This window comes from Mycolicibacterium mageritense (assembly GCF_010727475.1).
GTDB classification, from domain to species: domain Bacteria; phylum Actinomycetota; class Actinomycetes; order Mycobacteriales; family Mycobacteriaceae; genus Mycobacterium; species Mycobacterium mageritense.
Genome location: NZ_AP022567.1, coordinates 1,817,088 through 1,842,014 on the forward strand (window position 1 = coordinate 1,817,088; position 24,927 = coordinate 1,842,014).

Below are 24,927 nucleotides of genomic sequence, written 5' to 3' on the forward strand. Positions count from 1 at the left end.
CCCATCACGGTGTGCTCACGATCCCGCCGGACTGCATGTGAGGCGGCGGCTACGTCAACGTTCGGCCGATACCGACTGCAACGGCTGCGCGAGCGCCGAGTTCGCGGCGTCCACCGCGGCGCCGCTACGGACGAACTCGACGGTGGCCTCGACCTCCTGCGAAAGGAATCGGTCCTGGCCGGGCCCGGCGACCCGCTCGCGCAGCGCGGCCACGACGGCGCCCGTGGCAGGGCCCGGCAGCAGCGGCGCGCGCAGGTCGATGGCGCGGGCCGCGGTCAGCAGTTCGATCGCGAGCACCCGCGTGAGGCCGTCGATCGCCAGGCGCAGTTTGCGCGCGGCCGACCACCCCATCGACACGTGGTCCTCCTGCATCGCGCTCGACGGGATCGAGTCGACGCTGGCCGGGACGGCCAGCCGCTTGAGCTCCGACACGATCGCGGCCTGGGTGTACTGCGCGATCATGTGCCCCGAATCGACGCCGGCGTCGTGCGCGAGGAACGGCGGCAGACCACGCGACCGCGCCACGTCGAGCATGCGGTCGGTGCGGCGTTCGCTCATCGACGCCACATCGGCCACCGGAATGGCGAGGAAGTCCAGCACGTAGGCCACGGGTGCGCCGTGGAAGTTGCCGTTGGATTCGACGCGGCCGTCCAGCGTGACCACCGGGTTGTCGACCGCCGACGCCAGCTCGTAGCCCGCGATGGTCCGCGCGTGCGCGAGGGTGTCCCGGGCAGCGCCCGCGACCTGCGGCGCGCACCGCATCGAGTATGCGTCCTGAACGTAGGTGCAGTCTGGGCCGACATGGCTTGCGACGATCGGTGAATCCGCCAGCAGTGCACGCATATTCGCGGCCGCCACGGCCTGGCCCGGCTGGGGCCGCAGGGCCTGCAGATCGGCCGCGAACACCCGGTCCGTGCCGAGCATGGCCTCGACGCTCATCGAGGCGGTGATGTCGGCGCAGCGCAGCAGCATGTCGAGGTCGTGGCACGCCAGCAGCAGCATGCCGAGCATGCCGTCGGTGCCGTTGATCAGCGCCAGGCCGTCCTTCTCCGCGGGATGGATCGGCTCGATGCCGGCCGCCCGCATCGCCTCGGCCGACGGGCGCAGTTCGCCTGCGGCGTCGCGCACCTCGCCCTCGCCGAGCAATGACAGCGCGACGTGCGCCAGCGGAGCCAGATCCCCCGAACAGCCCAGCGAACCGTACTCGCGCACCACCGGGGTGATCCCGGAATCGAGCAGTGCGCACAGGGTTTTCGCGGTTTCCGTCCGCACCCCGGTGCGCCCGGTGGCCAGGGTGGACAGCCGCAGCAGCATCAATGCGCGGACGACCTCGCGCTCGACCTCGGGTCCGGAGCCCGCGGCGTGCGACCGGATCAGCGAGCGCTGCAGCTGCACGCGCTGCTCATTCGGGATGTGCACGCTGGCCAGCGCGCCGAATCCGGTCGAGACTCCATAATGCGGTTTGACGTCGTGCGCGAGTGCGTCGACGACCTCGCGGGCGGCCGCGATCGCGGCGAGCGCGTCGGCACCCAGTTCGACACCCGCGCCGTGCCGGGCAACGGCGACGACATCGGCTTCGGTGACCGGGCCCTGCCCGACGGTGACCCGAAGCTGCGTACTGGAGGTCGTCATGTGGTTCTTCTCCCTGCTTGTGGTGCGGACCACGGTACCGCTGCATGAATGAAATCATCAAGTAGTCATCTTCCGATTAGCATGACTATTCATTTGATATTGATGACGCGACTTGACAGATTTTCATTCAGGGAGCACATTCTGGGCTAACTCCGGCGAATCGAGGGCTGATGCCGACAGGGCAGACACCAGCAGCTGCCGCCAGCGTGCGACGTTGGCTGAACATGCTGCTCGAAGGCCGTCAACTGTCGCCGGCGCAACGGCGCGTGGCCGCGTTTCTGCTCGAACATCCCGACGAAGCGGTGTGGCTCAGCGCCGAGGAGCTGGGCAGGCGATCAGGGGTCAGTCAGCCGACCGTCAGCCGCTTCGCGACCGCGCTGGGCTTCGACGGCTACCCCGAACTGCGCGAACAGGCCAGGTCGCAGGTGCAGGAACAGCTGCGCGGCAGCGGTGCGGATCCCGACGCCGTCAGTGCCCTGCGCCGCCTGGTGGCCGCCGAAACCACGAACCTGACGGAGCTCGCATCCAGCCCGTGGGCCGGCGAACGGGTCGAAAGGATCGGCGGTTTCCTGGCCGAATCCCGGCCCCTGCCGGTGCTCGGGCTGCGGGTGTCCAAGCCGTTCGCCGACCTGTTCGTGCATTTCGCGGCGAAGGTCCATCCGGACGTGCGTTCGGTCCCGGAGGGATCCTCGGGTGACGACGCCCTGGTCAGCGCCCGCGTCGCAGGTGCCACGTGGCTTCTGGTCTTCGGCCTGCCGCGTTATCCCCGTGCGCTGCTGGATTCGATCCACTTCGCCCGCAGCCTCGGGTTGCGCGTCGCACTGGTCACCGACAGCCCGTTGTGCCCGCTGGCCAACGAGGTCGACGATCTGTTGGCCGCACCGGTGGCCTCGACCCTGACCTTCGATTCCGCCGTCGCGCCCATGGCCCTGACGATGAGCCTGCTGCATGCGCTCACCGAAGCCCTTCCCGAGCATGGCCAGCGCCGGCTCGAAGAGTTCGACCAGCGGGCTGCGGATCGCAACCTGTTTATCGATTAACCCATCCGCCAATCCTTTTCGATATTCAAGGGAGAGTTCCAATGGAAGGTGCCCGTCCGGTACGCGCTCCCCGCGGCACAACCCTGACCGCCCGCAGCTGGTACACCGAAGCGCCGCTGCGCATGTTGATGAACAACCTGGACCCGGAGAACGCCGAACGACCCGACGATCTCGTGGTCTACGGCGGCACCGGCCGGGCCGCGCGCAACTGGGCGAGCTTCGACGCCATGGTGCGCACGCTCGAAACCCTCGCGCCCGACGAGACCATGCTGGTGCAGTCCGGCAAACCGGTCGGCGTGTGGCAGACCCACGAGTGGGCGCCGCGGGTGCTGATCGCCAACTCGAATCTGGTCGGCGACTGGGCCACCTGGCCCGAGTTCCGGCGGCTCGAGCAGCTCGGGTTGACCATGTACGGCCAGATGACCGCGGGCTCCTGGATCTACATCGGCACCCAGGGCATCGTGCAGGGCACCTACGAAACCTTCGCTGCCGCAGCGGAAAAGCGGTTCGGCGGCACGCTGGCCGGCACCCTGACGCTCACCGGCGGCTGCGGCGGCATGGGCGGGGCGCAGCCGCTGGCCGTGACCCTCAACGGTGGCGCGTGCCTGATCGTGGACGTCGACGAGGCCCGGCTGCGTCGCCGCGTCGAGCATCGCTACCTCGACGAGGTCGCCGACGACCTCGAAGACGCCATCACCAAGGCCGTCGACGCCCGGACCAACAAGCGGGCCTGGTCGATCGGCGTCGTCGGCAACGCCGCCCAGGTATTCCCCGAGCTGCTGCGCCGCGGCGTGCCGATCGACCTGGTCACCGACCAGACCAGCGCGCACGACCCGCTGTCCTATCTGCCCGCGGACGTCGACATCGACGACTGGCACGACTACGCGGCCAAGAAGCCCGACGAATTCACCGACCGCGCACGGGAATCCATGGCCGAGCAGGTCAAGGCCATGGTCGAGTTCCAGGACGGCGGAGCCGAGGTGTTCGACTATGGCAACTCGATCCGCGACGAGGCCCGCCAGGGCGGCTACGAGCGCGCATTCGAATTCCCCGGTTTTGTGCCCGCCTACATTCGGCCACTGTTCTGCGAGGGCAAGGGGCCGTTCCGCTGGGCCGCGCTTTCGGGCGATCCCGAGGACATCTACACGACCGACCAGGCGATCATGGACCTGTTCCCCGACGACGATCGGTTACACAAGTGGATGCGCGGCGCGCGGGAGCGGATCGCGTTCCAGGGCCTGCCCGCCCGCATCTGTTGGCTGGGTTACGGCGAACGCGACAAGGCAGGCGTGCTGTTCAACGACCTGGTCGCGAGCGGCAAGGTCTCGGCACCGATCGTGATCGGCCGCGACCACCTGGACTGCGGTTCGGTGGCCAGCCCCTACCGCGAGACCGAGGCGATGGCCGACGGGTCCGACGCGATCGCCGACTGGCCGCTGCTCAACGCGTTGACCGCTACGTCGTCAGGCGCGGCATGGGTGTCGATCCACCACGGCGGCGGCGTCGGCATCGGCCGCTCGATCCACGCCGGCCAGGTCGGTGTCGCCGACGGCAGCGAACTTGCGGCCCAGAAGCTTTCGCGGTTGCTGACCAACGACCCTGGGATGGGCGTGATCCGCCACGTGGACGCCGGTTACGAGCGTGCCGAGGAAGTCGCCAAGGAACGCGGCGTCCGGATTCCGATGTGGGAGGGCCAGTGACCGGATCCCTCTCGGAGCGGTTCGTGTCGCTGTGGGCGTCGCTCACGCCGATCGGCCGCGACCCGGAGACCGGCGGTTACCGCCGGTTCGCCTGGAACGCGGCCGACCGCGAGGTGCGGGCCTGGTTCGTCGACCAGGCCGAGCAGCGTGGCCTGTCGTATCGCGAGGATCGCAACGGCAACCAGTGGGCGTGGTGGGGCGAGCCGGGACCGGATGCGGTGGTCACCGGCAGCCACCTCGACAGCGTGCCCGACGGCGGTGCCTACGACGGCCCGCTCGGTGTGGTCTCGGCCTTCCTGGCCGTCGACGAGCTTCGCGCACAAGGGATTGAGCCCGCGCGCCCGTTCGCGGTGACCAACTTCGCCGACGAGGAGGGCGCCCGGTTCGGTGTCGCCTGCATGGGCAGCCGGCTGCTGACCGGCGCGATCGAGCCAGACCGGGCTCGTGCGCTGCGCGATGCCGACGGCGTGACACTGGCCGACGCGATGCGTGCGGCGGGTGTGGACCCGGACGGGCTGGGCCGCGACGAGCAGGCGCTCGAACACATCGGAGTCTTCGTCGAACTGCATGTCGAACAGGGCCGGGCGCTCGTGGACATGGATGCCGCGGTGGGAGTCGCGACCGCCATCTGGCCGCACGGCCGCTGGCGATTCGAGTTCCGCGGCGAGGCGAACCACGCGGGCACCACGCGCGTGGACGACCGCGTCGACCCCATGCTGCCGTTCGCGGTCAGTGTGCTGGCCGCGCGGGAAACCGCCGCCGCCACCGGTGCCATGGCCACATTCGGGAAGGTCCTCGTGATCCCCAACGGCGTCAACGCGATTCCGTCGGCCGTCCACGGCTGGTTGGACGCTCGCGCGGCCGACGACACCGTGCTGGAGAAGCTGGTCTCGGAGGTCACGGCGGCCGGTGAGGCTGCGGCCGCCGAGCACGGCGCAACCCTGACCGTGACCCGCGAATCGTATTCACCCGTGGTCGGTTTCGACGACGAGCTACGGGACCGGATCAGCACGCTGCTCGACGACGCACCCCAGTTGCCGACCGGCGCGGGCCACGACGCCGGGATCCTGTCGGCGCACGTACCGACCGCGATGCTGTTCGTGCGCAATCCGACCGGCGTGAGCCACAGCCCGGTGGAATACGCTTCCGACGAGGACTGCGTCGCCGGGGTGGTGGCGCTGACCAGGGTCTTGCGGGAGTTGGTGTGTCAGTGACGCGGTACTTCGCCGACTACGCGTGGCTCGGCGGCGACCAGGTCAGCGATCGCGTGCTGATCGAGGTCGACGGCGAGCGGATCACCGCGGTGTCGGCCGGCCAGGACCGCCCGGCCGACGCGATCCACCTGGCCGGTGTCACAGTCCCCGGTCTGGCAAACGCGCACAGTCACGCGTTCCACCGCGCGCTGCGCGGCCGTACCCACCGCGGCGGCGGAACCTTCTGGACGTGGCGTGAGGACATGTACACCGTGGCGGGCCGGCTGGACCCGGACTCGTACCACGCACTGGCCCGGGCGACGTATGCCGAGATGGCCCTGGCCGGCATCACGTGTGTCGGCGAGTTCCACTACGTGCACCACACCCCGGACGGGACACCGTACCCGGAATCGAACGCCTTGGGCGAGGCGCTCATCGCCGCGGCCGCCGATGCCGGGATCCGGATCACCCTGCTCGACACGTGTTATCTGACAGGCGGTTTCGGTGTCGACCTGAAGGGCCCGCAGGTGCGGTTCACCGACGGATCCGCGGCCAACTGGGCCGAGCGCGTGGACCGGCTGACCGCGCCGGCACATGCCCGCATCGGCGCGGCGATCCACTCGGTCCGCGCCGTGCCTGCCGATCAGCTGAGCACGGTCGCCTCGTGGGCGCACGAACACGGGACGCCACTGCATTTCCACATGTCCGAACAACGAGCCGAGAATGAGGCCTGCCTGGCCGCCCACGGTTGCACGCCGACGCAGCTGCTGGCCGATCACGGTGCCCTCGGCGCGCTGTCGACTGCGGTGCACTCCACGCATCTCACCGACGGCGACGTCGCCGCGCTGGCCGGTTCCCACACCTACGTGTGCATGACCCCGACCACCGAGCGGGATCTCGCCGACGGCATCGGCCGGGCCCGGGATCTGGCCGATGCCGGTGGGCCGCTGACGCTGGGCAGCGACAGCAACGCCGTCATCGACCTCTTCGAAGAAGCCCGCGGCATGGAACTCGACGAGCGGCTGCGCACCGAGCGACGCGGGCACTGGCTCGCCTCGGATCTGATGCGCGCCGCGACCTCCGACGGACACGCTTCGCTGGGCTGGGCCGAGGCGGGCAGAATCCAGCCCGGTGCGCTGGCCGACTTCGTCACGGTCGGGCTCGACTCAGTCCGCATGGCCGGCTGGGATTCGGTAAGCCTGCTGGAGACCCTCGTGTTCGCCGCCAACGCACCCGACGTGACCCACGTCGTGGTCGGCGGACGGCGCGTCGTCGACGGTGGGCGGCACACCTCTGTGGCAGACGTCCCTGCGGCACTACATGATTCGATTAGGGCGGTGGTCTCGTGAGCAGTCTTCTGATCGACAACATCGGCGCGTTGGTGACCAACGACCCGGCGCAGCAGACCGGCCTGGCCGGATTGATCACCGACGCCGCACTGGTTTTCGACGACGGCGTGGTGGCGTGGGTAGGCCCTCGCGGCGCGGCACCCGATGCCGACGACCGCGTCGACGCCGACGGCCGGGCCGTCATCCCCGGATTCGTCGACAGCCACAGTCACCTGGTGTTCAGCGGTGACCGCTCGGCCGAGTTCGCCGCGCGGATGGCGGGAAAACCGTACAGCGCAGGCGGAATCAACACGACCGTGAACGCTACCCGCGCGGCAAGCAGCGACGAGCTGCGCGCCAACGCGGACCGCCTGATCGCGGAGTCACGGCGCTCGGGCACCACCACCAACGAATGCAAGTCCGGCTATGGGCTCACGGTCGAGACCGAGCTGGAGAGCCTTCGGCTGGCCGCCGAGTTCACCGACGAGGTCACGTTCCTCGGGGCACATCTGGTGCCGCCGGAGTACGCCGACCGGCCCGACGATTACGTCGATCTGGTGTGTACGGCCATGGTTGATGCGTGCGCGCCGGCCGCCAAATGGATCGACGTGTTCTGTGAGCGCGGCGCGTTCGACGGGGACCAGACCCGGAAGATCCTCACGGCCGGGGTTGAGCGGGGTCTGATCCCGCGCGTGCACGCCAACCAACTCGGGCCGGGCCCGGGCGTGCAGATCGCGGTCGAATTCGGTGCGGCGTCGGCCGATCACGCGACGTTCCTGGACGACGACGACATCGCGGCGCTCGCCTCGGGCAACACCGTGGCGACGCTGCTGCCCGCCACCGAATTTGCAACGCGCCAGCCCTATCCCGATGCGCGGCGGCTGCTCGACGCGGGTGCCACCGTGGCGCTGGCGAGCAATTGCAATCCCGGCTCGGGTTTCACCAACAACGTGCCGTTCTGCATCGCGCTGGCCGTGCGGGACATGAACATGACGGTGGACGAGGCGCTGTGGTCGGCGACCATGGGCGGGGCGCGCGCGCTGCGTCGCACCGATGTCGGGCATCTGAGCGTCGGGGCCCGCGCGGATGCCGTGCTGTTGGACGCGAATTCGCATGTGCACCTGGCGTATCGGCCAGGAGTTCCGCTGGTCGGAGCGGTCTGGCGGGGCGGCGAGCTGATCGCGGGCAATGCCGGGGCCCCTGCGTGACATTGCGCGTGCAGCGGTTCGCCACGCACCGACGGATGCCGTGGCGTAACGGCGGTGGGGTCACCTACGAGATCGCCCGCCGACCGGATCACGGCGAATTCGACTGGCGCATCAGCATTGCCGAGGTGGCCGCGTCGGGAGCGTTCTCGTCGTTCCCCGGCATCGACCGCGTCATCATGCTGGTCGACGGCACCGAGATGGTGCTGACCGTGAACGGTGACCGGCACCGGCTGCACCCGTTGGAACCGTTCGCGTTCGACGGGGGCGCAGACACCGTCGGCGAAGTCGCGGCACCGATGCGCGACCTCAACGTGATGACCCGCAGGGGCCGGGCCACGGCCGAATTCGGTGTGCTGCGGACGGCCGAGGACACACCCGTACAGATCGACCGTGCCGACCCGCTCGTGCTCGTGGGGCTGACCGGCACCGTCGCGGTGTCCGCGGTGCACGAACGCGCCGAGCTGACCCCGTTGGACGCCGTGTGCTGGTCTGATTCCCCGCTCACGGTGCGCGGAGCGGGGACGGTGGCCGTGGTACGGATCCGCCGCCAGGTCAGCCCCGCTGACGCGCCAGCGCCGCCGCGATGACCCGCGCTGCCTCGCCGAACCGGTCGGGGTCGGGACCGGAGTAGTTGAGCCGCAGGTACGGGCCCGCGGGCTCGGCGGGGAACCATTCGGTGCCCGCCGCGATCAGCACACCGTCGACCTCGCAGTCCCGTACCAGCCGGTCCAGGTTCGTCGCGTCGGGCAGCCGGACCCATACGTGGAGCCCGCCGCGGGGCACCAGTTCGAGGTGCGCCTCGGGCACATGCGTGGCGAGGCTCTCGATGAGCAGATCGCGGCGCACGCGGAGCTGCTGCCGCAGGCCGCGCAGGTGGGACTGCCACGCGGGCTGCGTCACCACGTCGAGGGCAGCGGCCTGCAGCAGCCCGCTCACATACATCGACTCGGCACCGCGGTCGGCGAGGATGCGGTCGTGTGCCGGGCCGCGGGCCACCACTGCGGCGACCCGCATCGACGGCGACACCGACTTGGTCAACGACCGCAGATAGATCACCTGCCCCGAATCATCGGCCGCGACAACCGGTCGCGACGTGGCGTCGATGCCGAAGTCGTGCGCCCAATCGTCCTCCACCAGGAACGCACCGTGATCGCGTACGACGGCGAGGATCCGGCGCGCGAGGTCGTCAGACCATTGGGCGCCAGTGGGATTGGCGAAGTTCGGTTGGGCGTAGAACACCCGGGCCCCGGATTCGGCGAAGGCGCGGGCCAGCTCATCGGGATCCGGACCGTCGGGTCCGCTCGGCACGGGCACCATCCGAACGCCGGCCTGCGCCGCGGCCAGCAGCGCGCCCCAGTAGCTCGGCGATTCGATCAGCAGCGGCTGTCCGAATCCGACGAGCGCCCGGAACACCGAACTCAGACCACTTTGGCTGCCGGGCAACACGATAACGTCACGCGCCGCCGGAACCGGGATACCTGCAGGCACTGCCTGGGCCAACTCCTGGGCGAACCAGGCCTGCAGCTCGGGCAGCCCCGCGGCAGGCGACCGGGTGAGCGCGGCATCCGTGCGCGCCGCGCGGGCCAACGCGGCGCGGACCAGCCGCTGCGGCAGCAGTTCCCGCTCGGGGTAGCCCGAATGCAAACCGATAGTGCCAGGCGCTCCACTGCGCATGGGCGTGGACAGTGTCGGGATGGGCGCCTGCGGGGACCGCAACGCCGCGGTCTGCCAACCGTAATCGGGCGGCCGGGCCGTGCGGACCGTCCGGACGAATGTGCCTACGCCGGGCCGGCTTTCGACCAGACCGAGGCCGCGTAGCGTACGCATGGCCTTCTGCACGGTGACCGGACTGGCGCTGTAGCGCGCGGTGAGCGCGCGGTTCGACGGCAGCTGCGCACCCGCGGGCGCGGTGGCGATCCAATCCCGCAGCCCGGCCACGATGCGCTCGGTGCTATCGTTATCCATGTCGGAACAGAGTAGCGCTACTGCAATTATGGCGCCTGCGTTATCGTCCTCCCGCACCGGGTTGTGGTGGGGACTGCTGGGCGTGGTCGCCTTCTCGTTCACCATGGTCTTCACCAGGGTCGCCGTCGGCGGGCTTTCTCCGCTGTTCATCGGCGCGGGCCGGGCAGTGGTCGCCGCGGCACTGGCCGCCACCGCACTGACCGTGACCCGCCAGGCCCTTCCCCGCGGCAGGCAATGGCTGCGGCTGGGCGTCGTCGCGGCGGGCGTCGTCGCGGGCTTCCCGCTGCTCACCTCGTACGCGCTGACCACGGTCGACGCGAGCCACGGTGCCGTCGTCATCGCACTACTGCCTGCCGCCACCGCGGTCATGGCCGTGCTCCGCGGACACGAACGTCCGCCCGCGACCTTCTGGGTGATGGCCGGAATCGGCGCCACGGCCGCGGTGATGTTCGCGATGCTGAACGGCGGCGGCCTCGGACACCTGCGCTGGCCCGACCTGCTGCTGTTCGCCGCCGTCATCGCGTGCGCGATCGGCTACGCCGAAGGCGGCCTGCTGGCCCGCGAACTCGGGGCCTGGCAGACCGTGTCCTGGGCGCTGGTCGTGGCCGCGCCCGTGATGGCGGGCCTCACGGTGTTCACCGTCGCCCAGCAGCCACCGCACGCGTCCGCGACACAGTGGGCCGCGTTCGGATATCTCGCTGTCGTGAGCATGTTTCTTGGGTTCTTCGCGTGGTACCGCGGGCTGGCCATCGGACCGATGGCTCAGGTCAGCCAGGTCCAGTTGGTGCAGCCGGTGCTGACCCTGGCCTGGGCCGCGGCATTGCTGCACGAGCACTTGACCTGGGTGACGCTGCTCGGCGGCGCCGCCGTCATCGGGTGTGCGGGCCTGGCGGTGCGAATCCGGCTGCAGTGAAACCACTTTCCCCGGCAGTTTCCCCCGCGAGTTCCCCCGCGAGCTGGGGACACCTCTCGCTTGCGGGGGACTGCTCGGCAGAAACGGGGCTAGCGCCAGCGGGCGAGGATCTCGTTCGCGGTCCCGCTCAGCGCGCGCTGCAGGAACGGCCCGAAGCTGATCCGGCCGACGCCGAGCGGCCCGAACGAGGCCGGATCGTCGGCCTCCGGCACCGCGATGGCGTTGATCGGCAGCGGAAGCTCAGATGCCAGCAGCCGCAAGGTATCCGGATCGTGGCGCCCCACCGGGTAGAGGCAGTCGGCGCCCTGGTCGGCCGCCAGCTTGAGCCGGGCGATCGCGCGCTGCACGCGGTCGGACTCGTCACCGTCCTGGCGCAGGAACAGATCCGTGCGCGCGTTGAGCACCACGTGCACGCCGCTGGCGTCGGCCGCCTTGCGCAGCGCGCCGACCAACTCGGCGTGCTCCTCGGCGCCACGCAGCCGCTTGCCCTCCCGGTGCACGGTGTCTTCGATGTTGAGACCCACTGCGCCCGCACCCAACAACCCGTCGATGATTCGTTGCGGCGGCTCGCCGTATCCCGACTCGATGTCGACCGAGACGGGCACGTCCACGGCCGCGGTGATCTGCGCGACGCGGGTGGTCACGTCGTCGTACGACATCCCCTCACCGTCGGCCTTGCCGACGGAATCCGCCATCGGGTGGCTGCCGACGGTCAGTGCGGCGAAGCCCGCATCGACGGCCAGTTTCGCCGACCAGGCGTCCCACACGGTGGGTAGCACCACGGGATTTCCCGGTTGATGCAACGCCAGCAGCGCGGCCGCCCGCTGCTGCAGAACCTCTTGCGACAAAGCCTGTTGCGACATGCTCAAACCTCCACACTCAACGTGATCCGCGTCACTCTCAACTCGTGATGTGGCTAGCATCGGTTGTCGTAATGTGATTCATGACACCCTTCAGCCCAAGGAGGTCACTTGTCCACCACCACCGAATTCGCCGAACTGCACAAACTGATCGGCGATATGCGTCGTTGCGTCACCACTCTCGCGGCGAAGTACGGGGATTCCCCGGCCACCCGCCGCATCGTCAATGATGCCGAACGCATCCTCAACGACATCGAACGCCTCGACATCGACGCCGAAGAACTCGAGATGCGACACGGTGTGACGCGGCAGAAGACCGACCGCGAGAAGATCGCCATCCCGGACACCCAGTACGACCGGGAGTTCTGGGGAGACATCGAAGACGGTGGCGTCAGCGGCTAGCGGCACGCGCCGCGGGCTGTGCGACGCCCTTGCAAAAACTGAACCGACGAAAGGGAACCGTGAGCGCACCCACCGCTGACCGCCGTGCGACCGGGGTCTTCTCCGCCACCCGCGCCGAGATCCCCGAGCGCACCCTCCGGACCGATCGGTGGTGGGAGTCGCCGCTGATCGTCGACCTGGGCTTCGCCGCGTTCGTCATCTACGCGACGGTGCGCGCGTTCCTGCAGAACAACTACTACGTGCCGCAGTACCACTATCTGACACCGTTCTATTCGCCGTGTGTCAGCAAGGGCTGCACACCTGAGGCCAGTCACTTCTGGCCGCAGATCTTCCCCGACGTGTGGTGGCTGCCGTACGCGGCGCTGTCGCTGCCGTTCCTGCTGCTGTTCCGGCTCACGTGCTACTACTACCGCGGCGCCTACTACCGCTCGGTCTGGCAGTCGCCCACCGCATGCGCGGTCGCCGAACCACACGCGCGCTACACCGGCGAGACCCGGCTACCGCTGATCATCCAGAACACCCACCGCTACTTCTTCTACATCGCCGGGCTCATCTCGATTATCAACACCTACGACGCGATCATCGCGTTCCACTCCGACAAGACCGCCAGCGGCTTCGGTTTCGGACTCGGCAACCTGATCCTGCTCGGCAACGTGATCATGCTGTGGGTCTACACGCTGTCCTGCCATTCCTGCCGGCACGTCGCGGGCGGGCGTCTCAAGCACTTCTCCAAACACCCTGTGCGGTATTGGATGTGGACGCAGATCAGCAAGCTCAACGTCCGACACAAGCTGTACGCGTGGATCACGCTCGGCACGCTCATGGTGACGGACTTCTACATCATGCTGGTCGCCAGCGGCACCATCTCCGACCTGAGATTCATCGGCTGACAACGTAATTCAACGATAGTGGGGCTTTTGCATGGCTGAACTCGAACGGCACTCCTACGACGTGGTCGTGATCGGTGCCGGTGGAGCTGGACTGCGCGCCGTGATCGAGGCACGCGAACGCGGCCTGCGTGTGGCGGTGGTGACCAAATCACTGTTCGGCAAGGCCCATACCGTGATGGCCGAAGGCGGCTGCGCCGCCGCCATGCGCAACGTCAACACCAAGGACTCGTGGCAGGTGCACTTCGGTGACACCATGCGCGGCGGCAAGTTCCTCAACAACTGGCGCATGGCCGAACTGCACGCGCAGGAAGCGCCCGACCGGGTGTGGGAACTGGAGACCTACGGCGCGCTGTTCGACCGCACCAAGGACGGCAAGATCAGCCAGCGCAACTTCGGCGGGCACACCTACCCGAGGCTCGCGCACGTCGGTGACCGCACGGGCCTGGAGATCATCCGCACCCTGCAGCAGAAGATCGTGTCGTTGCAGCAGGAGGACAAGAAGGAGCTCGGCGACTACGAGGCCCGCATCAAGGTCTTCCACGAAACGTCGATCACCGAGCTGATCAAAGACGGCGACCGGATCGCCGGCGCATTCGGCTATTACCGCGAGAGCGGCAATTTCGTGCTGTTCGAAGCCCCGGCGATCGTGTTGGCCACCGGCGGCATCGGCAAGTCGTTCAAGGTGTCGTCGAACTCGTGGGAGTACACGGGCGACGGGCACGCGCTGGCCCTGCGCGCAGGCTCCACGCTGATCAACATGGAGTTCATCCAGTTCCACCCGACCGGCATGGTCTGGCCGTTGTCGGTCAAGGGCATCCTGGTCACCGAGGGTGTGCGTGGCGACGGCGGTGTGCTCAAGAACTCCGAGGGCAAGCGGTTCATGTTCGACTACATCCCCGCGGTGTTCAAGGGTCAGTACGCCGAGACCGAGGAAGAAGCCGACCAGTGGCTCAAGGACAACGACTCCGCCCGCCGCACGCCTGACCTGCTCCCCCGCGACGAAGTGGCGCGCGCGATCAACTCCGAGGTCAAGGCCGGCCGCGGATCACCGCACGGCGGCGTCTACCTCGACATCGCGTCGCGCATGCCCACCGAGGAGATCAAACGCCGGCTGCCTTCGATGTACCACCAGTTCATGGAGCTGGCCGAGGTCGACATCACCAAGGACGAGATGGAGGTCGGGCCGACCTGCCACTACGTGATGGGCGGCATCGAGGTCGACCCGGACACCGGCGGCGCCATCACCCCCGGGCTGTTCGCGGCCGGTGAGTGTTCGGGCGGCATGCACGGATCCAACCGGCTGGGCGGCAACTCGCTCTCGGATCTGCTGGTGTTCGGCCGTCGCGCCGGGCTCGGTGCGGCCGACTATGTACGCGCCCTGGCCGACCGGCCCAAGGTCACCGACGCCGCGATCGAGGACGCCACTCGGATGGCGCTGTCGCCGTTCGACAAGCATGAGAACCCCGAGAACCCGTACACCCTGCATGCCGAACTGCAGCAGTCGATGAACGATCTCGTCGGCATCATCCGCAAGGAAGCCGAGATCGAGGAGGCGCTCGCCAAGCTCGCCGAACTGCGCGAGCGCGTGCACAACGTCAGCGTCGAGGGCGGCCGGATCTTCAACCCCGGCTGGCACCTCGCGATCGATCTGCGCAACATGCTGCTGGTCAGCGAATGCGTCGCGAAGGCCGCGCTACAGCGCACCGAGAGCCGGGGCGGCCACACCCGCGATGACTACCCGGACATGGACGCCAACTGGCGCAACACGCTGCTGGTGTGCCGCGCCGAAGGAGGCGACCCGGTGGTCCCGGATGTGTCGGTGGTCCCGGAGGCGCAGGCCCCGATGCGGGCCGATCTGCTGGCCACGTTCGAGCTGTCGGAACTGGAGAAGTACTACACCCAGCAGGAACTGGCCGAGCACCCCGATTGGAAGGGCTGAGATGGCGACCTACGAAGCGAACCTGCGGGTCTGGCGCGGTGACGAGTCTGGCGGCGATCTGCAGGACTACACCGTCGAGGTCAACGACGGCGAAGTGGTGCTCGACATCATCCACCGGCTGCAGGCCACCCAGACACCCGATCTCGCGGTGCGGTGGAACTGCAAGGCAGGCAAGTGCGGGTCGTGCTCGGCGGAGATCAACGGCCGCCCGCGGCTGATGTGCATGACGCGGATGTCGACGTTCGACCCGGCGGAGACGGTGACCGTGACGCCGCTGCGCACGTTCCCGGTGATGCGTGACCTGGTGACCGATGTGTCGTTCAACTACGAGAAGGCCCGCCAGATCCCGTCGTTCACGCCGCCCAAGGATCTGCAACCGGGCGAGTACCGGATGCAGCAGGAGGACGTGAACCGCAGCCAGGAATTCCGCAAGTGCATCGAATGCTTCCTGTGCCAGAACGTCTGCCACGTGATCCGTGACCACGAGGAGAACAAGAAGTCGTTCGCGGGCCCGCGGTTCCACATGAGGATCGCCGAGCTCGACATGCATCCGCTCGACACCGTCGACCGCCAGGAGATGGCGCAGGACGAGTTCGGCCTCGGCTACTGCAACATCACCAAGTGCTGCACCGAGGTGTGCCCCGAGAACATCAAGATCACCGACAACGCGCTGATCCCGATGAAGGAGCGCGTGGCCGACCGTAAGTACGACCCGATCGTGTGGCTGGGCAACAAACTGTTCAGGCGATAACGATCCTGCGTTGATTCTGCGGCGACGGTGCGAAAGTCCGAGTAGACCCCGCCCTCACCGCAGAATCAGCGCGTAGGCTCGTCGTAAGCAGCCAATCCGATAACCGAGGAAGGCAGCCGATGACAATGGGCCATACCCACAGCATCAACGACATTCGCACCGCGATCCGGGAACTGTCCGCCCGGGCCGAGTTGGCTCGCAAAGAAGGACGCCCGGCCGACGCCAGTGAGATCGAGCAGCGCATCGCGGGGTATCGCGAGGAGCTCGCCCAGCGGCCGTGACGCCGCCCGCTACTCAGCCGTCGAGGCGATGAAACGTGCTGCGGTGGAACACAATTGGTGCGACATCCGCATGCACGGTGATCTCGCTGACCCGCAGCACGACGATGGTGTGATCCCCGGCCGGTACCAACTGCTCGATGGCACTCTCCAGCCACACGCTGGTGCCGTGGATGAACACCGCCCCGTTCTCGCGTGACTCGGTCTGCAGGCCCGCGAAGCGGTCGCCGGTCTTGGCGGCCAGGGTGCGCGCGGCCTCGTCGTGCGACTCGCCGAGCACGCTGATCCCCAGATACGGCAGATCCTTGAGCTTGGGCCACGTGGTCGAGGTGTTCTGCACACAGAACGACACCAGCGGCGGGTCCAGTGACACGGGCACGAAGGTGCTGGCCGCCAGCCCGACCCGCGTCCCGTCGACCTCGGCCGCGATGGCGATGACACCGGACGGGAAGTGACCGAACGCTTCGCGCAGCGACGTGGGGCTCAGATCTGTTGCGCTCATAACAAATCCATCTTGACACGTCGTCGCGTCCAGCGGCCACGTCAGGGCGCCGCGCCCGCCAGTGGCCAGGTCGGCGGTGTGCGGCGCCAGAATCATCGTGAACGCAACTCACGGGCCGGCGCTCCGGCCGGTAGCGTGGCTCGGCATGTGGATCCCGCTCCTGGTGATGGCTGCTGCCGTCAGCCTGGAGCCGTTCCGAATCGGCATGACGGTGCTCATGCTCAACCGGCCCAGGCCACTGCTGCAGCTGATGGCATTCCTGGCGGGTGGTTTCGCGATGGGCACCGCGGTCGGCGTCGTCGTGCTGTTCATCTTGCGACCGGCGTTGGGGTCGGCCCATTTCACGCTGCCCAGGGTTCAGGTCGGGGTGGGCGTGCTGGTCCTGGTGGCCGCGGCCATCCTCGCGGCGAGCAAGGTGAAGCCGCCGGACTGGTCAGCCGACGGGCCACCCGGTGCGCTGGCGACGCGCGTCCGGCAACTGGTGCGCGGGCAGTCGCTGTGGACCGCGGGCGTCGCGGGTCTCGGCATCGCACTGCCGTCCATCGACTACCTCGCCGCGCTCACGCTCATCGTCGCGTCCGGCGCGGCGGTGACCCACCAGGTGGGCGCGCTGCTGCTGTTCAACATCGTGGCGTTCGCGCTCGTGGAGATCCCGCTGATCTCCTACCTGGTGGCCCCCGACCGCACGCGCGCGATACTCACGAAACTGCACGACTGGCTGCGGGCCCGTGGCCGCCTCGGCGTCGCCGCGATGCTGGCCGTGGTCGGCTGCGTGCTCCTCGGCGCGGGCGCCGTCGGCCTGTAGCGCACCAAATCAACGCGAAGGAATCAGGCGTCCAACCGGACGAACTCGTCCTGCCGGTACTGCTCGGCACACGCCGCGCGCCGAATCTTGCCGCTCGTCGTGGTGGGGATCGACCCGGGCGGCACCAGCACCAGATCCCCCACGTTCAAGCCGTGCGCGTTGGAGATCGCCGACGTGACGTCACTCTTGACCGCACTGAGCCAGCGGCCCGCGTCGACCGCCGACCCGCCGCGCTTCTTCACCTCGACGACGGTGACCAGCTTCTCGGTGCTGTTCACCGGCACCGCGATGGCCGCGACCCGGCCACCGGTGATCTGCTGGACCGTGGCCTCGATGTCCTCGGGATAGTGGTTGCGCCCGCGGATGATCAGCAGATCCTTGATTCGGCCGACGATGAACAGATCGCCGTCGGAGACGAAGCCGAGATCGCCGGTCTTGAGCCACGGCCCGGTCGCGGTGCCTGGCGTCGGGTCGGCCAGCGTCGCGCCGAAGCACTGCTGTTCCTCGGGCGACCTGCTCCAGTAGCCGACCGACACGTTGTCGCCGTGCACCCAGATCTCTCCCACCACGTCCGGTGGGCATTCCCGGTTGGTGTCGACGTCGACGATGCGGACCGACGGTGATTGCGGCAGCCGGTATCTGACGAGCGCCGAACCGGACCGGGACCGCCGCACAAGGCCCTGCGCCAGTGCGTCGACCTCGAAGCGGTCGAGCTCGGACGCTTCACTCCACACGCCGGTGGCGACGAACACGGTCGCCTCGGCCAGGCCGTACGACGGCCGCAGCATGTGATCGCGAAAATTGAAGTGCGCGAAGCGGTCTGCAAAGCGTTCCAGAGTTGCCGGTTCGACACGCTCGGCGCCGTTGATGATGCCTTGCACCCCGCCGAGATCAAGTCCGGCGAGGTCCGCGTCCTTGGTCTTGCGGGCCGCCAGGTCGAATGCGAAGTTGGGTGCCGCGGAGAAGGCCACCGGGTTCTCGGCGAGCGCCCGGACCCACCTGGCCGGCTTCTCCAGGAACGCCACCGGGCTGGTCAACGCCGCGGGGAAGCCGCCCAGGATGGGTGCGCAGACACCCAGCACCAAACCCATGTCGTGGTAGAAGGGCAGCCACGACACGATGGTCTTCTCGGCCGAGGACTTGACACCCGAATCCGCGAACAGGCCGCGCATGAGCTGCTCGAAATTCGCCTGGAGATTGCGGTGCGAGATCATGACCCCGGTCGGCAGGCGCGTCGAACCCGAGCTGTACTGCAGATACGCCGTGCTGGGGAACTCGGCGGTGACGAGCTCGGGGCCGCCTTGAGCCTCCAGGTTCAACACGTCGACCGCGACGATCTTCGGCGCCGTCTCCATCTCCGACTGATCGACGTAGTCACCGACATCCTGGGCGACCGCCGACGTCGTGAGGACGACCGCGGGCTTCGTATCCGCGACGACCGCGCTCACGCGGTCATGGCTCGAGCCGCGATGCGGCAACGGCAGCGGAACCGCGATGAGCCCCGCCTGCATGGCACCCAGGAAGGCCAGGATGTAATCCAGGCCTTGCGGGGCCAAGATCACCGCCCGGTCCCCGACCTCGCCGTGCAGCCGGATCTCCCGCGCCACGTTCATGGTCTGGCGGGACAGCTGCGACCACGTCAGTGTCTCGGCGATGCCCGCCGGGTCACGGTCGTAATCGGTGAACGTGAAGGCCACGTCGTCGGGACGCATGCTGGCACGGCCGTGCAGCATCGAGAGAATGGATGATTGGGAAGACATCACATCAGGTTCCGTAACTAGTCGAATCCGTCGGATCGGTGTCGCAGTCAGCCTGCGCCCTTGGGGTTCAGCACGGACATCGCGGCGTTGACGATCTCCGACATGGGATCGGCGCCGCCACCGAACGTCGCCTCGTTGGCCGGTGCCGTGACTTCCGCGGGATCGAAACCGTGCACCGGATCCACCGTGACCGGAGCGGTCGCCGGGTCGTCGTTGCGCGAGTAACCCGCATCGACCATGGGCTGCAGAACCCGGTCCAGCTCGTTGAGCGTGTGCTGGTCGTATCCGAGGTACTTGAACGGCAACACCAAGGGCAGGTGTTCCTCGGGAACCAGGTACGTCGTCGTCGTCGCGCCCTTGGAGTTGACCGTCGTCCTGATGTTCTGCGGCGGAACATTGCTCGGATTGGTGAACGCGATCGCCGTGTGGCCGGTGGCCAACCCCGCGATGGCGTTGATGACGCTCATCCAGTTGTCCGGCCGGTCCGGCCAGTCGGCGATGCTGTCGTACGCCGAGATGAACTGGTCGGTGTGGTACTGGCTCTCCACCGGAGCCGGGATGCGGTAGTCCATGAACGGCACGACGCTGCCGACGGGAAAGTTCTGGGTCAGGAAGCTCTCGCCGAACGGGTGCTTGGCGATCGGGTCGCCGAACGTCGCGAAGGTCAGCTGGTCGGGCGCGGGAGCGGTCGGATCGTTGGCCAGCCGCGCCTTCACCGCATTGAGCACGAGCGCTCCCTCGGAAAGCCCCATCGCTGTGCCCTTGCCGCCTTTGCGGATGGCGGCGTCGAGGTTTCCTTCACCCTCGTCGACAGACTCCCCGATGCTCGGCCCGTCGAGCCCGATACCCGGATAGATCTGCTCCCCGAGCGCGCCGATCCCGGGGATGAAGCGTTCCAGCGTGTGCCCCTGGACCTGGCCTGCCGGGTAGTCGACCTTGACCCGCTTCATGCCGGGGAACCACTGCTCGCCCGTCATCCGGATGTACTCGTCGTACGGAATACCGAGAACGTGAGCCCCGCCAAGGGCGTACGCGGTACCGCGGTCCGGGTTGCCGGGTGCGGGCGGTCTGGGCGCGGGCGGTTCGTCGGCCCGCGCGCTGCCGACGATGCCGAAGGATCCGGTGACACTGGTGGTCACCAGCAATGCAAGTCCAGCAAGGAGTTTCTTCATCTCCACTCCCATCGCCCCGCCTCGGTTCGTAGTTTCACATACATCACGTGTGCGCGCTTGTCCCGCCGCGCCCGGAAATTTGCTCGTCATGTGCGCAGCAACTTCGACTTGATCACGCGCGAAGGCCAGAAGTTCGCCTGCCCGACCAATGTTGCAATGGCGGGCACCGTGACGGTGCGCACCACGAAGGTGTCCAGCAGGATTCCCACACCGATCACGAAGCCACCCTGGACCACGATGCCGATGCTGGAGAACAGCAGGCCCGCCATCGAGGCCGCGAAGATCAGGCCCGCCGCGGTGATCACGCCGCCCGTCGAACTCAAGGTGCGGATGACCCCGTAGCGCATGCTGTGCAGGGACTCGTCGCGCATTCGCGACACCAGGAGCATGTTGTAGTCGGCGCCCACCGCGACCAGCACCACGAACGCCAATGGCGGCACACTCCAGTGCAATGGCTGGTGGAGTATGTGCTGGAAGAACAGGACACTGATGCCCATCGCCGCGAAGTACGACACCACGACGGAGCCGACGAGGTAGAGCGGCGCGACGATCGACCGCAACAGCAACATCAGGGTCAGCAGCACGACGATGATGGTCGCGACGATGATGTAGCGGATGTCCTGCTGGTAGTAGTCACGCGTGTCCCGCAGTGCGGCCGGGAAACCGCCCATCGAGATCGTGGCGTCGGCCAGCGCGGTGTTCGGCTGGGCGCCCCTGGCCACGTCCTGGATCTCGTTGACCTGGTCCATCGCCTCCGAGCTGAACGGGTTCAGCTTGGTCTGCACGAGGTAGCGCACCGAGCGCCCGTCCGGTGAGACGTACGCCGCGGATGCCTTCTTGAAGTCGGGCAGGCCCAGCACTTCGGCCGGGATGTTGAACCCGGCCTGCGACGCGTCCGCGGCATTGCTCCGCATGGTCAGCAGGAATGCCGAAGCCTGGTTCAGCCCGTCGGCGATCACCTTGACCTGTTTGACGAGTTCGTCGACGCCGCCTGCCACTTCCCGGCTTCCGCCGGCCAGCCGGTCGGCGCCTTGCTGCAGCTGCCGCATGCCCGCCTGCGGTCCCCCGGGTTTGTCCAGACCCATGGCCTTGACGGCCTTGGATACGCCTGCGAGCGCGGAGTTCAGCTTGTTCACCGTCGCGGTGAGGGTCTGCTTGTCGTCGACGCCCTGGAGCTGGTGCGCGAGATCGTTGATCTGGTCCAGGTTTCCGTCGCCGCGCGCGTCGACGAGCTTCTGGAACTGCGCCCGGGTCTCGCTGCAGGACGGGTTGGAGTCGCAGACCGCGTTGTTCTGCAGCGCCGCCAGGACCGGATCGATCCAGGCGAAGATGTTCTTGACCGCGGACAGGTTGTAGCCCATCGAGTTGGCGAGCGCGTTGATGCTCTGGACGAGCTTGGCCGCGGTTTCGACGTCCTTCACCAGCTTGTCGCCGCCGTATTCGGTGCGCACCGACGTCATCGTGTCGACCAGGCCCTGGATGCTGGGCGCCACCTGACGGATCTGGGCGCGCACGTCGGCGAGGCTGTCGGCCAATGTGTTGGCGCCGTCGGCCAGCCGGTTCAGGTCGCCGCTGCGCTGGCCGATCTGGTCGGAGCCGTTCGCCAGCCGGTCGCCGACGAGGCCCGCCTGGTAGGTGGCCCGGAACTCGGGCGGCACTTCGCCGAGCGGCCGGGTGATGCCGCTGACCATGCCGACATCCGGCAACTGGGCGACCCGCGAGGCCATCTGTTCCAGGTCCGCCAGGCCCCGTGCGGTGCGCAGGTCGTGCGGCGACTGGATGAGGATGTATTCGGGGATGGACTGGGCGATGGGGAAATGCCGCTCCAGCGCGGCATAGCCGATCGAACTCGGCGCCGACGCCGCCACCACCTTGCGATCGTCGTAGTTGTAGTTCGCGAAGATCGCGCAGCCGGCCAGCAGCGCCAGCACCAGCAGGCTCGCGACCAGGTGCGGCACGGGCCTGCGCACGATCCGGATGCCGGAGCGCCGCCAGAATCGCGCGGTCAGCTCACGCCGCGGCTTCACCCAACCGCGCGGCCCGGCCAGTACCAGGATCGCGGGCAACAGCGTCAGCCCGGCAAGGAACGCGACGGCGATACCGATCGCCGACGACACTCCGACCGTCTTGAACACCCCCATCTTGGAGAAGCTCAGCAACAGGAACGTGAGGCCCACCGTGGTGGCCGACGCCGTGATCACCTTCCCGATCGAGATCATGGCCTTCTTGACGGCCTGGTCCGAATCGGCGCCCGTGCGCAGATAGTCGTGATAGCGGCTGATCAGGAAGACCGCGTAGTCAGTTCCGGCCCCGGCCATGATCGCGCTGAGGAACACGATGGACTGGTTCGACACCCCCGAACCGGTCAGCTCCGAGAAACCGGCCACCAGCGACTGCGCGATCAGCAGCGACGATCCGATGGTCACGAGCGGCAGCAGCATCGTGACCGCACTGCGGTACACCAGCAACAGCACGAGCAGAACCAGCACGGCGATCGCGATCTCGATCGGCAGGCGATCGCGTTCACCCGCGACCGTGAGGTCGGCCGCGGTCGCCGCGGGGCCGGTGAGATGAACCTCCAGCGGGCTGCCCGCGACGTTGGTCTTGATCACCTCGGAGACGCGGTTGAACGAATCGAAGGCGCGCGGCGTGCCCAGCTCACCCGCGAGGCCCACCGGGAGCACCCAGGTGGTCTTGTCCTCACTGGTGAGGAACTGTCGCAGCGGTGGCGTGCTGATGAAATCCTGCACGCTCACGACATCGGCCTGATCGTCGTGCAGTGCGTCGACGAGTTTGCGGTACGTCGCCTCGTCGGCCGGGCCCAGGCCCTTCTCGTTGATCAACGCCACGATCAGCAAGTCGTCGTTGCCCGATTCGTGGAACGCCTCGGTCATCTTCTTCGCGGTGACGCTCGACGGGGCGTCGTCGGGCAGGATCGCCAGCGGATGCTTTGCGGCCATTTCCCCCAGCGACGGGAACGTCAGCGGTAGCGCGATCAACATCGCGACCCAGACGCCGATCACCGCCCACGGCCATCGCACCACGAGATCGGCTAACCGTCGCATGTCGTCCTCACCTTCGCCCCGGCATCAGGGCCCAGCGGAAAATCAATGGCCATTCCACCCCTGCTCCTCGCTAGGCGACTCGGCCCCAGTGCCCGCTGTCAGCAACCCGCCCCGACACCGACTTCATGGCGTCCATGTAACGCGTCACCGATTTCTTGGCCACCGGATTGTCGGGGTGCATGATCGCCATGACCGTGCCCTCGCCGTACCGGAATATGTAGATGGTCAATTGGTAGGAAAACCGATTGTCCGGATACATTCCGATATTGTTCGCAAGGCCGAGATCGCCCGCGGCGAGGATGGCGTTGAGCGGGGCCGCGCCGCCGTGAAGGAAGTTCGACACCGGGAAGTTCGGGCGTGGCCAGTTCAACCACGGCGCCAACTCCAGCACGCGGTAATAAGGAACTCGCGCCATGTCAAGGCCAGAATCGAAAGACTGCTGCGCGGCCCATGCGGCGTCGCTGAAAGACGTCGCGGCGACCGGCACGGTGATCGGGATCAGGCCCGTGAACCAGCCTTGCGTCATGAAATTGTCGCTCGCGGTGCGCGAATCCCTCGGGGTGAGCCCGTAATAGGTCAGTGCACCGGTGAACTCGTGCTCCACCAGGGCCAGACAGGCAAACAAGCCACCGACGAACCGCGCGCCCGCGCCCGTGCACGCCGCTTCGAAGCGTTCGGTCTGCGCCGGATCCATCAGCACCTGAGAGCTCCAGGCACTGCTCAACGACTCATCCGGGTTGCCCAGCGGCAGCGGGAATTCCGGGAAGCCGTCACTGTTGTTCGCGGCGAAGTCGATCCACGCGCGCACCCCGGGCGAGTCCTGGGTCAACGCCGACGTGTACTCCCCTTCGCGGACACAGAAGTCGTCGAAGCTACCGGCCTCGGGCAGCGCGAGAGCCTGACCGCTCCCACTCATCGCCGAATACATGCCGTTGGCTTCCATCATGGTCGTGCCGATCAGCGTCGCGTCCCCGTGAACGTGGTCCATGGCCGCGAAGAACGTGAAGTGGCTTTCGTTCTGAACGATGCCGAAAGTGAAGCAACCCCATTCCAGCGGATTCGGAATGTCGACGACATGCGCACGAATTTCGTCGGCCGTCATGTGGCCGTGGTCCACCGGCACGAATTCGATGTCGGCCGGATCGGTGAGGGCATGCCGGATGAACTCGCCTTCACCCGTTTCTTCGAACCAGCTGCGGAATGTGTCGTGCCGGCGCAGGTAGGTGTTGACGGCGTGGTCCATGGCCGAGATATCGCATTGACCGGCCACGTCGCAGCTCGCGATGATCTGCCGCGAGAAGTTCAACCCCGCACCTGTGCGTTGGCTGTAGTTACGAAGATGTTGGCGCTGCATGTAGCTAACCGGAACCGGACTCACCGGAGCTTGACGCGCCTTTTCCTGCGCCGCGGCAGTCGGGTGCCACGAGGTGACCGAGCCCTGGCTCAACGACCATTCATCAAGTGCGCCAACAGTTATCTTCCCGATGCGCAAACCTCGTCCCCTCTCAGGACTCCCCGTTGAAG

Annotated in this window: 21 protein-coding genes; 13 read left to right on the forward strand and 8 right to left on the reverse strand. The window is 67.6% G+C overall.

Features of this window, described 5'->3' with window-relative positions; translation table 11 throughout:
• Positions 1–54: 54 nt before the first annotated feature.
• The gene (gene hutH, locus G6N67_RS08820; protein WP_036435568.1) at positions 55–1,632 is read right to left on the reverse strand and encodes a histidine ammonia-lyase; all 1,578 of its coding nucleotides are present in this window, start codon (positions 1,630–1,632) and stop codon (positions 55–57) included.
• A 206-nt stretch (positions 1,633–1,838) separates the two neighbouring features.
• On the opposite strand from hutH, the gene G6N67_RS08825 reads away from it, so the two are divergent.
• From G6N67_RS08825 to G6N67_RS08850, 6 genes are read left to right on the forward strand one after another with little or no spacing between them, the layout of a single operon-like run.
• Positions 1,839–2,672, forward strand: a complete 834-nt coding sequence (locus tag G6N67_RS08825) for a MurR/RpiR family transcriptional regulator (protein WP_229480209.1) — start codon at positions 1,839–1,841, stop codon at positions 2,670–2,672.
• A 41-nt stretch (positions 2,673–2,713) separates the two neighbouring features.
• On the forward strand, positions 2,714–4,372 hold the full coding sequence (gene hutU, locus G6N67_RS08830) for a urocanate hydratase (protein ID WP_036432843.1): 1,659 nt from the start codon (positions 2,714–2,716) through the stop codon (positions 4,370–4,372).
• A complete protein-coding gene (locus tag G6N67_RS08835; protein ID WP_036432841.1) occupies positions 4,369–5,586 on the forward strand; it encodes an allantoate amidohydrolase in 1,218 nt (405 codons plus the stop codon). Before hutU ends, G6N67_RS08835 begins: the two co-directional genes overlap by 4 nt.
• Positions 5,583–6,914, forward strand: coding sequence for a formimidoylglutamate deiminase (locus tag G6N67_RS08840; protein ID WP_051578718.1), 1,332 nt, complete (start codon positions 5,583–5,585; stop codon positions 6,912–6,914). The genes G6N67_RS08835 and G6N67_RS08840 overlap by 4 nt, the downstream gene beginning before the upstream one ends.
• Positions 6,911–8,101 carry an imidazolonepropionase gene (gene hutI / locus G6N67_RS08845; protein WP_036432837.1) on the forward strand — a complete coding sequence of 397 codons (1,191 nt, stop codon included), beginning with the start codon at positions 6,911–6,913 and terminating at the stop codon, positions 8,099–8,101. The genes G6N67_RS08840 and hutI overlap by 4 nt, the downstream gene beginning before the upstream one ends.
• On the forward strand, positions 8,098–8,688 hold the full coding sequence (locus G6N67_RS08850; RefSeq protein ID WP_051578717.1) for a HutD/Ves family protein: 591 nt from the start codon (positions 8,098–8,100) through the stop codon (positions 8,686–8,688). Before hutI ends, G6N67_RS08850 begins: the two co-directional genes overlap by 4 nt.
• On the opposite strand, the gene G6N67_RS08855 is transcribed toward G6N67_RS08850, so the two are convergent.
• Positions 8,654–10,066, reverse strand: coding sequence for an aminotransferase-like domain-containing protein (locus tag G6N67_RS08855; protein ID WP_051578716.1), 1,413 nt, complete (start codon positions 10,064–10,066; stop codon positions 8,654–8,656). The genes G6N67_RS08850 and G6N67_RS08855 overlap by 35 nt on opposite strands.
• A 28-nt stretch (positions 10,067–10,094) precedes the next feature.
• Between G6N67_RS08855 and G6N67_RS08860 the strand changes: the two genes are divergently transcribed.
• Positions 10,095–10,979, forward strand: a complete 885-nt coding sequence (locus G6N67_RS08860; RefSeq protein ID WP_230021294.1) for a DMT family transporter — start codon at positions 10,095–10,097, stop codon at positions 10,977–10,979.
• 89 nt (positions 10,980–11,068) lie between these two features.
• Here the strand turns inward: G6N67_RS08860 and G6N67_RS08865 are convergent, their stop codons facing one another.
• Positions 11,069–11,842, reverse strand: a complete 774-nt coding sequence (locus G6N67_RS08865) for an isocitrate lyase/PEP mutase family protein (protein ID WP_036432834.1) — start codon at positions 11,840–11,842, stop codon at positions 11,069–11,071.
• A gap of 108 nt (positions 11,843–11,950) precedes the next feature.
• Between G6N67_RS08865 and G6N67_RS08870 the strand changes: the two genes are divergently transcribed.
• The 5 genes from G6N67_RS08870 (at position 11,951) to G6N67_RS38775 (ending at position 16,102) form a co-directional block, all read left to right on the forward strand.
• Entirely contained in the window at positions 11,951–12,241 is a 291-nt protein-coding gene (locus tag G6N67_RS08870) for an Rv0250c family protein (RefSeq protein WP_036432831.1), read from the forward strand.
• Between the two features lie 59 nt (positions 12,242–12,300).
• The gene (locus G6N67_RS08875) at positions 12,301–13,131 is read left to right on the forward strand and encodes a succinate dehydrogenase subunit SdhC (RefSeq protein WP_036432829.1); all 831 of its coding nucleotides are present in this window, start codon (positions 12,301–12,303) and stop codon (positions 13,129–13,131) included.
• 31 nt (positions 13,132–13,162) lie between these two features.
• Positions 13,163–15,070 carry a fumarate reductase/succinate dehydrogenase flavoprotein subunit gene (locus G6N67_RS08880; RefSeq protein WP_036432827.1) on the forward strand — a complete coding sequence of 636 codons (1,908 nt, stop codon included), beginning with the start codon at positions 13,163–13,165 and terminating at the stop codon, positions 15,068–15,070.
• Position 15,071: 1 nt separating this feature from the next.
• Positions 15,072–15,821: a succinate dehydrogenase/fumarate reductase iron-sulfur subunit gene (locus tag G6N67_RS08885; protein ID WP_036432825.1), complete on the forward strand. Its 750-nt coding sequence runs from the start codon at positions 15,072–15,074 to the stop codon at positions 15,819–15,821.
• Between the two features lie 119 nt (positions 15,822–15,940).
• Positions 15,941–16,102 carry a hypothetical protein gene (locus G6N67_RS38775; protein WP_110798413.1) on the forward strand — a complete coding sequence of 54 codons (162 nt, stop codon included), beginning with the start codon at positions 15,941–15,943 and terminating at the stop codon, positions 16,100–16,102.
• A 13-nt stretch (positions 16,103–16,115) separates the two neighbouring features.
• Here G6N67_RS38775 and G6N67_RS08890 read toward each other — a convergent pair whose 3' ends face one another.
• Positions 16,116–16,601, reverse strand: a complete 486-nt coding sequence (locus G6N67_RS08890; RefSeq protein WP_036432823.1) for a flavin reductase family protein — start codon at positions 16,599–16,601, stop codon at positions 16,116–16,118.
• Positions 16,602–16,746: 145 nt separating this feature from the next.
• Between G6N67_RS08890 and G6N67_RS08895 the strand changes: the two genes are divergently transcribed.
• A complete protein-coding gene (locus G6N67_RS08895) occupies positions 16,747–17,406 on the forward strand; it encodes a GAP family protein (RefSeq protein WP_036432821.1) in 660 nt (219 codons plus the stop codon).
• A 23-nt stretch (positions 17,407–17,429) separates the two neighbouring features.
• Here G6N67_RS08895 and G6N67_RS08900 read toward each other — a convergent pair whose 3' ends face one another.
• From G6N67_RS08900 to G6N67_RS08915, 4 genes are all read right to left on the reverse strand, one after another.
• A complete protein-coding gene (locus G6N67_RS08900) occupies positions 17,430–19,166 on the reverse strand; it encodes an AMP-binding protein (RefSeq protein ID WP_081812529.1) in 1,737 nt (578 codons plus the stop codon).
• A gap of 47 nt (positions 19,167–19,213) precedes the next feature.
• Positions 19,214–20,338: an acyltransferase PE gene (gene pe, locus G6N67_RS08905; protein ID WP_036432817.1), complete on the reverse strand. Its 1,125-nt coding sequence runs from the start codon at positions 20,336–20,338 to the stop codon at positions 19,214–19,216.
• Positions 20,339–20,424: 86 nt separating this feature from the next.
• Positions 20,425–23,403, reverse strand: a complete 2,979-nt coding sequence (locus G6N67_RS08910) for an MMPL/RND family transporter (protein WP_036432816.1) — start codon at positions 23,401–23,403, stop codon at positions 20,425–20,427.
• A gap of 70 nt (positions 23,404–23,473) precedes the next feature.
• Positions 23,474–24,895: a condensation domain-containing protein gene (locus G6N67_RS08915; RefSeq protein WP_036432814.1), complete on the reverse strand. Its 1,422-nt coding sequence runs from the start codon at positions 24,893–24,895 to the stop codon at positions 23,474–23,476.
• Positions 24,896–24,927: the final 32 nt, after the last annotated feature.